We start from the raw sequence: 12,221 nt of genomic DNA on the forward strand, positions 1-12,221 counted from the left end.
ATGATAAAGGAGGAAAATTGCGTGGCGCTGAAGAGAAACATAAACAGCATTATAATTATCTTACTATTTAGTATATTTAGTCTTTTGAGCGGATGTTCTAGTCAAAGCGCTTCTTCCCAAAAGGCGGGATCATCGGCTTCCGCTTCTAATAGCAATGTGCCAAAAGAGATCCGATTGGGATACCAAGTTTCTCCAAATGGAGAACTTTTAGCCAAGGCATTAGGGCTGCTGGAGAAAAAATACCCGAACATTCACATTAGATGGATTAAATTTGATTCGGGCAGAGATATCAATAATGCCATGGCAAGTGGGAGCATTGATTTTGGACTCGTTGGAACTCCACCCGGATCCATTGGCATTGCCAGTGGATTGCCTTATAAAATTTATTATCTGCACGATATTATCGGTGAAAGCGAGGCGCTGGTCGTTAAAAAAGATTCCGGAATTTCCTCTTTAAAAGATTTGAAAAATAAGAAAATTGCTACAACATTCAGTTCAACATCCCATTATAGTTTACTGGGAGCTTTGAAAGAAGAGAAGATTGACCTTAAGAAAAATAATATCACTCTACTTGACATGCAGCCTCCTGACATTTATGCAGCTTGGAAACGCGGGGATATCGACGGAGCGTATATTTGGCAGCCGGTACAAACAAAGTTGATCGATGATGGAGGAAAAGTCATCATTTCATCAAAAGATTTGGCGAAAAAAGGAATTGCCACGGGAGAATTCGGCATTGTGAATAAAGATTTTGCAGAAAAATATCCTGAAATTGTAAAAGGGTATATCTCTGTTTTAAATCAGGCGGTCCATTATTATCGGAGCAAACCAGTAGAGTCATCAAAAGTGCTTTCGAAAGAACTAGGGCTCTCGCCTGAGGAAAGCTTAAAAACCATGAGACAAATTATATGGTTAGATGCTTCGCAGCAAAAGGAATATTTCGGAGATGCCGAGAAGCCGGGCAAATTAGCCAAAATCTTAAAAGACACGGGAGATTTTATGGTGAAACAGAAAAATATACCGTCCTCCCCGAGCCTAGCTACTTATCAAAAAGGTCTATTAAGCAATTTATACAAATAACACGAATGGAGAAGGGATATCATGGCAATTGCTTCGATCAAAGAAGATTCAGAGAGAGCTCAACACCGCCCGCTAATTGAATTGAGAAACATTAGCTTGCAATATGCCAATGGGAAAAACGATCTTCCTGTATTGGACCATATAAATCTTCGATTGGATGCCAATGATTTTGTTTGTTTATTAGGTCCGTCGGGATGTGGAAAATCTTCTTTATTAAATATTTTAGCCGGTTACCAGAAACCAACTGCCGGTGAAGTCATGATCAACGATAAACCCCACACTCGTCCGAGTTCCGATGTGGGAGTCGTCTTTCAGCACCATAACCTTTTTCCGTGGATGACCATCGAAAAAAATGTTGAATTTGGTTTAAAAATGAAATCTGTCCCAAAATCAGAAAGAAAAAAACTCGTTTCCTATTATTTGCATCTCGTAGGGCTGGTGGATTCTGCCAAGATGTTGCCTTATCAGCTGTCAGGAGGAATGAAACAAAGAGCCTCCATCGCCAGAACATTAGCTGCGGATCCACAAGCCATTTTAATGGATGAACCTTTTAGCGCATTAGATGCTTTAACTCGAGAAAACATGCAAATTCATCTTCTTGACATTTGGAAAAAAACAAAGAAATGCATCATTTTTATTACTCACGATGTAGAAGAAGCTATTTTGTTAGGAAAAAGAATTTTAGTGATGAATTCTCAACCGGGAAGAATCGTTGTCGATTTGCCGAATCCATTATCAAAACCTAATCAATCAGTCGAAGAAATCAAACATTTAAAGGAATTTAACGATCTGCGGCATTATTTAATTTCGGCCATAAGAGGTCATTTCAATGCAAAAAACGCTTTGAATGAAATATATTAGCTTGTTTGAAAGGCGCAAGCCAACAGCGCTTTTCAACACTCTCTATCTATTTTTATTTCATTATGAAAGGAGAATATCAATGTCTGAAATTCACACGAATTTTTCACGACCACTTAAGTTTGAAAATCGCGATAATTATGTAGGTCCACGAATTTTACGCCGTCTGCCTGAAGGTGTAGAGGAGCGGCCGTACTCGTTATTTGAAGTCAAGCCGTTAACTCCCATCATAGGTGCCGAGATTATCGGAATTGATTTGAGAGAGCCGATTTCTCCGGAGTTGCAAGCAGAGTTGAACCGAGCATTATTGGAATGGAAGGTTCTCTTCTTTCGCAACCAAAAAATCACGAGTGAACAGCAGCGGGCGTTTGCTCGGTTATGGGGTGAATTAGAAGTTCATCCATTTTATCCTGTTGAAGATGATCAATCTGAGGAAATTGTTCGCTTTTCCAAAGGGAAGAAAGAAACTGGAAAAGAAAATATTTGGCATACGGATGTCACTTTTCGCCCCAATCCTGCGAAAGCAGCGATATTAAGATTAATAGAAGTTCCTCCTGTAGGGGGCGACACGTTATGGGCAGATATGGCCGCTGCATATGATAATTTACCTGATGAAGTGAAGGAGCGTATTGATCACCTTACCGCCATTCACGATTTTACTCCTGCTTTCAGCGATTTACTGACACCGGAAGAGTTAGCGGTTCAACAAGAAAAATTTCCGCCTGTTGAACACCCGGTCGTTCGAACCCACCCGGAAACTGGACGGAAGACTTTGTTTGTGAATCCATCGTTCACGACTCGAATCGTAGGTCTGGACCCTGATGAGAGTGAAGAGCTGCTTCAGTACTTGTTCCGTCAAGCTCACATTCCTGAATATCAAGTACGTTTTCGTTGGGAAAAAGACTCCATCGCTTTCTGGGATAATCGTGCAACCCAACATTATGCGGTATCGGACTATTATCCAAATCCGCGTAAGGCTGAACGCGTTGCAATCGTTGGGGATCGTCCATATTAAGCAATATCATTGGAACAACGAATGGAACCTTTTTAGGTTCCATTCGTTGTGTTATGATCATCATTTCCATCATGTATGGATCATTTATCTTTAACAACTGGGAAAAGAGTTTGACAAGGACCGATTTTCAATCTCAAACCGAAGCGCCAAGACGAGATTTATCGCGATTGCACATGTATTATGGTACCCTTCTTTGTAAAGGCATCAATGTGATGAAAATTTCATAATATCCTTTCATGATATGTATTTCTGAAAAAGGGAGGTGGAACGTTTATGAGTTGGATTTTGCTTTTATTAGGAATTCTTTCGGAGGTTTTAGGCACAACTTCAATGAAAATGTCAGCAGGATTTACGAAGCTCATTCCTTCTGTACTCATGTTTGTATTTTATGGAGCCAGCCTTACGTTAGTCACATTGGCACTGAAAAAGATAGATGTAAGCATCGCTTATTCCATATGGTCCGGACTTGGTACTGCAATTATTGCCATCATAGGCATTTTATACTTCAAAGAGCACTTTTCTTTCTTAAAAATGGTGGCTATCTTGATGATTATTGCCGGTGTGATTATCTTAAATGTCAGCGGAGAAGCGCATGGAAAAGAAGTCTCTTCAGTCTCTGTATCGGATCTACATATCAAATAAAAAGCAATGAAAATGGCGAACAGGAATGGTCACTGTTCGCCTTTAAATTATCCAACATACCTTTGCAAGATTCGATCGACGGAAGATCCGTATGTTTCTCCAAACAGATTCAGGTGAACGAGCAAGTAAAACAGTTGATACAGCTCTTTTCGATCCTCATATTCCGGAGAAAGTGGTTGAATTTCGTTGTACGCGCGATAAAAAGCATTTGGAAATCCGCCAAACAGTTCCGTGAAGGCAATATCCATTTCTGAATGCCCATAAAATACTGAAGGGTCAATGAGATAAGGAATTCCATGTTCGCCTGCCATCCAGTTTCCGCCCCAAAGGTCGCCGTGCAATAAAGAAGGCTGGCATGTTTGTGGTAGCCATTGATCAAGCGACTCTAACAATGCTTCCATTTTCTTTCGTCTATATGTTGGCATTCTTCCTTTTTGTTCTGCCAATTGAACTTGCGTAAGAAGCCGACGTTCCCGAAAATAATCGATCCAGTTTTCATATTGTCCGTTTTTTTGCGGAAGACGGCCAATGAAGCTATCTTCGGCTAATCCGAAATACTGACCGTAACATTGATGAAGGCGAGCTAGTGCCTGACCTAGCAAAACCGGAGTTTGATCCGTTTCTTCACCTTCAATCCATTCAAGCAACAGCAAACCATAAGATCCGTCTTCGGCTTCCACGCAATGATATACTTTTGGAACACGAACGACATTCGTTTGCCCCAGCAATTCAAGACCAGCTGCTTCACTTTGAAAAAAGCGAGGAGGAATACGCTCATTGATTTTGGCAAAATAGGAACGATGTTCACTTCTTACATAATAGGCAGCGTTGATATCGCCGCCGGATACGCTTTTGCATTGGACGATCGCTGTTTTGTCGCCGATTTGATCAAGCGCTTCTCGTAATATCGACGAAAGGTTCATACTTTTATTTCCTCCCTTTGGCGAAAAGTGTGTAATGTTGCTCAAATGATAGTTGACGTATTGGTGACCGTCAAGAAAGACACCACTAAATGTTTTTATTCCATATTGTTGATTTTTTACTCTTAAAAGGACCCCCACCCACCAAATCTAGCTAACAGGAATATGGATCGAGTCTCAGTCACAGAAAATAGTGAAGAAACAGTTTTCTTAAATATATAGGCCTCCGACATGAAATAGGATATGTACTTGAAAGAAGAAGTTTCTATATTATATTGTACATTTTCATTTGATAGTTAGTGCAGATTATGAGTATAGTATTATAAGGAAATATTTATCGACAAAATGGTGCATATTTTTATTTGTTGTTTAGTAAAATAGTAATATGTTAAATAATCATCTGTTGGTATTAGTGAATAGTATATAATGGAAGGTGCACAGACCATGAGCCTTCATAAAATTACCTCTGAGATTGATTCGTTGGAATTTCGCTGGAATAAGATTATTTTTATCGTTGGATTTAAGGAAGATGAAGATAGACACTTTGCAAGTACTTTATCTATTCCATACATAAATCTCAATTTACAATTAAGCAAAAAATTGCAGAATATTCCTAAATCTAATATTCCTTTACAAATTGGAGAAATACTGAATGAGATATTGAACCTATATCATGATTCAATAATTTGGCTAGGAAATATTGAAATATTGTTTGACAAACAATTACAACAACATCCTGTAAGATTACTTGAACATTTAAGTAAACGATTTAAACTCCTAGTATCTTGGCCAGGACAGTTTGACGGTAAATCTTTAATTTACGCGACTCCTGACCATCCGGAATACTTTAAATATAGTGAATTCGAAGGGAAAATAGTAACTTTATAAATGGAGGAGAATCATCATGTTGCGTTACAGTGATTTAATTCAATTCGAACCGATTGAATCCGTCGTGCAATTACGCGATGCGGATGATAAAGAACGCGCGTTTCACTTACTTGATACATATGTTATTTCCGATCGTATGGCCGAGCAATTAGATGATATTATCATCGAACAAATTCAGTTTGATCGTATAGTAGATAATAAAGGTTTATTGATTGTCGGGAATTATGGTACAGGTAAATCGCACTTAATGAGTGTGATTTCGACGATTGCTGAACAACCAGGGGCGAGCAAACATATTAAAAATGAACGTGTTGCCAAAAAAGCAACAGAAATTGAAGGAAAGTTTAAAGTAATACGTACAGAGATCGGTGCTGTTGCGATGTCTCTGCGTGATATTATTTGTCAAGCTCTTCAGCAAGGTTTAGCGAATCTAGGGATTGATTATACTTTTCCAAAAGCAAGTGAAGTTACAAATAATAAAGATATGCTGTATGAAATGATGGAATTATTCCATGATCAATATCCAGATCTAGGACTTATGCTAGTAGTAGACGAGTTATTAGATTATTTACGCAGCAGGAAAGAGCAAGATTTGACTTTAGATTTAGGTTTTTTACGCGAATTCGGAGAAGTTTGTAGTAAAACTCGTTTACGTTTTATCGCCGGGATCCAAGAAATGTTATTTGATAACCCCAAATTTCAATTTGTGGCTGATTCATTACGCCGCGTAAAAGAACGTTTCCAAGAAGTAAGAATTATCCGCGAAGACATTGCTTATGTTGTATCGGAACGTCTATTGAAAAAGGATGAAAAGCAAAAAGCGTTCATTCGTGAGCATTTAAGTAAATTTACATCATTATACCATCGCCTTGGGGAAGATATGGAGACTTATGTTAACCTTTTCCCCATCCATCCGGCCTATTTAGAAACATTTGAAAAAGTAAATATTGCAGAAAAACGTGTTGTATTGCAAACAATTAGTAAAGAAATTCGCAAGCTCTTGACAGAAGAGGTTCCTGATAATGAAACAGGGATGATTTCATTTGACAACTATTGGCAGTATATTGAAGAAGACTCATCACTAAAAAGTAATCCTGATGTAAAAGAAGTGATGGGCAAAGTACAGACACTAAAAGATCGGGTGCAAAACGGCTTAAAACGGCCTACCTATAAACCAGCGGCGTTACGAATTGTCAATGCTCTTGCAGTCTATCGTCTAGCGACAGATGATATTAATGCCCCAGTGGGTCTTACTTCCGAAGAATTAAGGGACAAGTTATTCTTAAATATTGGAATGTTACTAGATTTGGGGGATGAAGCTGCCGATTTCTTAAAGACAACGATTGAATCTGTGTTAAAAGAAATCATGACAGCGGTTAGCTTCCAATATATTTCTGCGAACCAAGAGAACGGTCAGTATTACCTTGATGTAAAAAAAGATATCGCTGTAGATGAGTTAATTGAAAAACGTGGGGAAGAGTTAACGGACAACCAACTGGATCGCTACTATTTTGAAATATTAAAACAAGCAACCGAAGTAACTGATAACACATATGTAACCGGCTATAAAATTTGGTTGCATGAAATTCCTTGGGAAGACCGCCGCGTTAAACGTCAAGGTTATTTGTTCTTTGGTGCGCCAAATGAACGTTCGACTGCTCAACCTGAGCGAGACTTTTATATTTATATGTTACAACCATTTGAGCCACCAAAATTTAAAGATGAAGAAAAAGCAGATGAAGTGTTCTTCCGTATGACAAAAAAGGATGGTGAATTTATACGGTTATTGCGTCTATACGGCGGAGCACGTGAAATGAGCAATGACGCTTCTACAACAAAGCATTTATACAATCGTAAGGTAGAGATGTACTTAAAACGTCTTACTACTTGGTTAAAAGAGAATTTCGTAGAAGCATTTGAAATTCAATATCGCGGTAAAAAAGGTTCTGTATTAGAATTTGGTATGTTTCTTCCGGGAAACGCGACATTAATTGAAATCATTGACGCAGTGGCTGACGGATTACTTAGTCAGTGGTTTGAAGAAAAATATAAAGATTATCCTTCTTTCAGAAAAATAGAGAGAGGATATTTAACGAAAGACAATATAGCAACTTATGTCAGTGATGCACTTTCTTATTTAAACGGAAAGATAACGAGTCAAGGGGAAGCGATTTTAAACGGATTAGTATTATTAGACCAAAAAGGTAAATTAAACGTTCGCGGTTCAGGATATGCGCGTTGGGTCATTGAAAAACTTGAAGAAAAAGGGCGAGGACAGGTACTTAATCAAAACGAATTAATCGAAACTGTGTACACTGTTCAAGGGACAGAAGATATTAGATTGACAAAAGAGTTCCGAATGGAGCCAGAGTTATTAGTTGTATTATTAGGTGCTCTTATCCAACAAGGGGAAATTGTTGTCACAGTAGACAATAAAACATACGAAGCGATGAACTTTGGCGAGTTTATCAAACTTCCTTTAAGTAAGTTAACTCATTTTAGCCATATTAAAAAACCGAGTGGGTTGCCAATCCCAGCAATTAACGCTTTAATTGAAATGTTTGACGTTGGTAAAGGAAATGCTACCGATGAAGGTTGGCTTGATTTTGCCATTCAACGAATAATTAGCCAATCTCGTCAAGCAGTTGAAAAAACGGTAAAGATGATAAACGATATCAGCAATAATTTCCATATTTGGGATGGTCCGTTATTCTCAAGTGACGAACGTGCAGAATACATCGCAAAACTCGAAAGCTTAAAAACGTTTTTAGAAGGTCTTCAAGTTTATAACACGCGCGCAAAAATGACAAACTTAAAATATAGCGTGTCCGATATTGAACAACAAAACAAAAACTTAAAGATTGTTGCTAAGCTTGAACAATTACAACAAAAAATCCACGAATACACGAAAGTAGCGGATTACTTATCAAAAGCGAAATTAGTCATGTCGACAAATCGAGAGTGGCTCGAAAGCGTTGACGTAGCGTTAGACAACTTAGCGATTGCATTAAAAGAAAATAGCGATTGCTCAAGCGAGATGCGTGTATTAGAGAAATTAAAAGAAGAATATATTCAACATTATTTACAGTTACACCATCAAGCGCGTTTAAATGCGACCGAAGAAAACAAGAAAAAAGCATTATTGAATGACAAACGTTACCTTGCATTAAAAGAGTTGGTATCAAGAATTGATTTATTACCTCGTCAAGCACTAGATGAGTGGAATAAAAACATTCAATCATTAAAGTCGTGTTATCAATTGACACGCGAGCACTTGCAACATGATCCAATTTGTCCATATTGTAAGTTCAATCCGCGTGACGAAGCTATGGTACAACGAATTTCATTAGAGCAATTAGAAGAACGGTTAGATGATTTGTTAAATACGTGGACAGAGACATTATTAACCAACTTTAACGATTCAGCTATTCAAGAAGGAATCTCACTATTAAGTGCTGATCAGCAACAACTCGTAAAAGATTTTATTGAAAAGAAACAGTTTGATTTACCAATTGACATTCGCCTTCTTGAAGTTATGAATGACTTACTAAAAGGAATCCATAAAGAAGAAATTCATATTGACCAGCTAGTAAAAATGATGGGCGATGGCAACCCATTAACAGTCGGCGAAGTGAGAAAAAACTTTGAAATGTTGATGAGGGCAATTGTTGGCAACAACCAACCACATCGTGTACGCATCATGGTAAAGAAGTAAGAGGAGGAAACAGCATTGGACGAAAAACAAATATCTTTTTTAGATGATCATGAAGAAGCAGACAACGGTCCCGTTGTCTGCTTAGGTATGACATTTAAAAATGATGAAGAACGACGGGAATATTTCCGAAATGAATTACGCAAAAAACTGCCGGAACTAAAGAAAATCGAAGGCTTCCCAATCGGGGATGATGAGGATATCATCGCCTTATCAGACCCGCCGTACTATACAGCATGCCCGAATCCATGGATTAACGATTTTATTGAAGAATGGGGAAGAGATTCTAGCAATTTCGAATATGAATATAATAAAGAACCATTCACTGCAGATATATCAGAAGGTAAAAGAGATCCAATATATAATGCACACATGTACCATACAAAAGTTCCACATAAGGCAATAATGCGATATATTCTTCATTACACTAATCCCAAAGATATAGTGCTCGATGGTTTTTCAGGAACAGGAATGACAGCTATAGCTGCTAGTTTATGTGGTGATAGAAAACAAGTTGAAAGTCTAGGATATACCATTGATGAAAATAATTTGATTTTAAATGAGCAAAATGAGAAAGTAAGTATTTTAGGAGAGAGATATTCAATAATCAATGACTTATCTCCACAAGCTAGCTTTATTGGTTACAATTTCGGTACACCTGTTGATGTATATAACTTTAAGGAAGAAGCAGAAAGAATTTTGACAAAGATAAAAGAAAAATTTAATTGGATGTTTACAACTACACATATTGATCCTTCAACTGGTAAAGAAATAGAGTGTAAAGTAAATTACTTTGTATGGAGCGATGTGTTTACTTGTCCTAGCTGTACTAATGAACTTGTTTTTTGGGAAGTTGCCGCTGATAAGGAGACTGGCAAGGTTCAGAAAACTTTTGAATGCCCTCATTGTAAAGCTGAACTTTCTAAAAATAATTTAGAAAGAGTTAAATATTCCTATTATGATGATGCTATTCATGAAGTTGTTGAACAGGCAAAACAAGAGTTAGTACTTATTAATTACTCTTACAATAACCAGAAAATATTTAAAAAGCCTGATAAGCGAGATTTTGAATTACTTGAAAAGGTAAATAATTTGAAAATAGACACCTGGTTTCCTACAAACAGGTTGCCTGAAGGGTATAATACTAAGCAGCCGATAAACAGTCACGGTTATACACATGTACACCATTTCTATACACGTAGAATATTAATAATATTGTCTGAATTATTTAATGAAATTTCTAAAAGTAAATTTTCAAACCAATTGAAACTACTATTTAGTAGTCAATTAATAAATATTTCAAAATTAAATCGTTTTAGACCTGAAGTATCCTTTCCATATAATCCGTTAAATGGCACTTTATATATTGGTTCTCAAATTAGTGAATCAAATGTTTTTGATGCATATGAGAATAAATTAAAAAGGTTTATTGATGCATTTATTATTAAAAACAGGGCGGCAGTAGTATCTTGTTGTACAACATCTAGCTTAGATATCAAACCGAATTCTATCGATTATATTTTTACCGATCCTCCTTTTGGATCCAACATTATGTATTCAGAATTAAGCTTTATTTGGGAATCATGGCTAAAAATCATTACAAATAACAAACAAGAAGCTATTATTAATTCCTTTCAGAGAAAAGGTTTGTTAGAGTATCAGGAGTTAATTGAAAAATGTTTTGAGACCTATTATAAAGTGTTGAAGCCTGGAAATTGGATTACTGTTGAGTTTAGCAATTCACAGGCAAGTGTGTGGAACTCAATACAAGAGGCTATGCAGAGAACGGGGTTTGTTATTGCTAATGTTTCTGTGCTCGACAAAAAACAGGGGAGTTTCAAAGCAGTAACAACTACAACCGCTGTCAAACAAGATCTAGTTATCTCCGCCTATAAACCTAAAACCGAACATATTGAAAAAATGCGACGAGAGCAAAACACAGAAGAGTCTGCTTGGACGTTTGTTCGTCAGCATCTTGAACAGTTACCGGTATTTATGGGGCATAAAGGCGAGGCACAAATTATTGCGGAGCGTACACCACGTATCTTGTTTGACCGAATGGTTGCCTACCACGTCCAAAACGGTTTGCCTGTTCCGATTTCATCGGCAGAGTTTCAGGAAAAAGTGGCACAGCGATTCCCTATGCGTGATGGAATGGTGTTTTTAGAAAGTCAAGTACCGGAGTATGATAAAAAACGGTTGTTGGTCAAAGAATTCGTGCAAATGAATTTGTTTGTGTCTGATGAGAACAGTGCCATCGAATGGCTACGACAGCAGTTATTGAAGAAACCGCAAACTCGGCAAGATATTCATCCAAACTTTATGAAAGAAATCCAGCATATCGCGAAGCATGAGAAGTTGCCTGAGTTGGATGACTTATTGCATCAAAACTTCTTGAAATATGAAGGAGACGGTCCTGTACCAGATCAAATTGCTAGTTATCTTCGCCGAAATTATAAAGATTTACGCGGTTTAGAAAACGATGATGTAAAACTAAAAGAAAAAGCGATGAACCGTTGGTACGTACCAGATCCAAACAAACAAGCTGATTTAGAGAAGCTTCGTGAAAAAGCATTGTTGCGTGAATTTGAAGGTTACTTAGAAGAATTAGAAAAGAGCAAGAAAAAGCTTAAACAATTCCGCACAGAAGCCATTCGTGCCGGATTTAAGAAAGCATGGAGCGATAAAGATTACGAAAAGATTGTCAAAGTAGGAGATCGATTACCTGAGAAAGTTATTCAAGAGGACGATAAGCTGTTAATGTATTACGATAACGCCCAAATACGCTTAGGATTATAATCAATGGAAAGCCTGATTTTTTCCCAAAATCAGGCTTTCCATTATGTGCGCCCGGCATGTACATGAACTATAGGGTGTAAGTCCCGAACCCCGAAGACAGAAGTAGAGGTTAGCCAAGAGCAAGGGTGTCCGTGGTGACGCGGAATCTGAAGGAAGCTGGAGGCAAAACACCGGTCCGAGGAACACGAACCTCATATAAGGCTAGGTATGATTGAGTGAGTTTGCATAACAAAACAAAGCTCTTTCTGTCGAAGGTCATATCGAGTAAATGAGGCGGATAGATGGTGTGAAAGTGCATGTACTTACC

At 37.6% G+C, this 12,221-nt stretch carries 8 protein-coding genes; 7 read left to right on the plus strand and 1 reads right to left on the minus strand.

The genetic code is table 11. The features are described 5' to 3' along the window. The 4 genes from NST12_RS01195 to NST12_RS01210 all read left to right on the plus strand — a co-directional run bounded on the left by NST12_RS01195 (position 1) and on the right by NST12_RS01210 (position 3,595). Complete coding sequence (locus NST12_RS01195) at positions 1 to 1,080, plus strand: taurine ABC transporter substrate-binding protein (RefSeq protein ID WP_445662318.1); 1,080 nt, start codon at positions 1 to 3, stop codon at positions 1,078 to 1,080. Positions 1,081 to 1,101: 21 nt separating this feature from the next. Beyond that, a complete protein-coding gene (locus NST12_RS01200) occupies positions 1,102 to 1,941 on the plus strand; it encodes an ABC transporter ATP-binding protein (protein ID WP_341100053.1) in 840 nt (279 codons plus the stop codon). A gap of 79 nt (positions 1,942 to 2,020) precedes the next feature. Further along, on the plus strand, positions 2,021 to 2,953 hold the full coding sequence (gene tauD / locus NST12_RS01205; protein WP_340404108.1) for a taurine dioxygenase: 933 nt from the start codon (positions 2,021 to 2,023) through the stop codon (positions 2,951 to 2,953). A gap of 273 nt (positions 2,954 to 3,226) precedes the next feature. After that, positions 3,227 to 3,595 carry a DMT family transporter gene (locus tag NST12_RS01210; RefSeq protein ID WP_270584776.1) on the plus strand — a complete coding sequence of 123 codons (369 nt, stop codon included), beginning with the start codon at positions 3,227 to 3,229 and terminating at the stop codon, positions 3,593 to 3,595. A 47-nt stretch (positions 3,596 to 3,642) separates the two neighbouring features. On the opposite strand, the gene NST12_RS01215 is transcribed toward NST12_RS01210, so the two are convergent. Then, complete coding sequence (locus NST12_RS01215; protein WP_341100056.1) at positions 3,643 to 4,518, minus strand: fructosamine kinase family protein; 876 nt, start codon at positions 4,516 to 4,518, stop codon at positions 3,643 to 3,645. A gap of 441 nt (positions 4,519 to 4,959) precedes the next feature. Here NST12_RS01215 and brxF point away from each other — a divergent pair, with 441 nt between their 5' ends. The 3 genes from brxF to NST12_RS01230 are packed head-to-tail and all read left to right on the plus strand — an operon-like array spanning position 4,960 to position 11,914. After that, positions 4,960 to 5,403: a BREX-3 system P-loop-containing protein BrxF gene (brxF, locus tag NST12_RS01220; protein WP_341100058.1), complete on the plus strand. Its 444-nt coding sequence runs from the start codon at positions 4,960 to 4,962 to the stop codon at positions 5,401 to 5,403. Positions 5,404 to 5,419: 16 nt separating this feature from the next. After that, positions 5,420 to 9,118, plus strand: a complete 3,699-nt coding sequence (locus NST12_RS01225; protein ID WP_341100059.1) for a DUF6079 family protein — start codon at positions 5,420 to 5,422, stop codon at positions 9,116 to 9,118. 15 nt (positions 9,119 to 9,133) lie between these two features. Next, positions 9,134 to 11,914, plus strand: a complete 2,781-nt coding sequence (locus NST12_RS01230) for a DNA methyltransferase (protein ID WP_341100060.1) — start codon at positions 9,134 to 9,136, stop codon at positions 11,912 to 11,914. Positions 11,915 to 12,221 lie beyond the last annotated feature (307 nt).

The sequence above is a fragment of the Bacillus sp. FSL W8-1127 genome, assembly GCF_038006725.1.
Classification (GTDB): Bacteria; Bacillota; Bacilli; order Bacillales; family DSM-4216; genus Bacillus_O; species Bacillus_O smithii.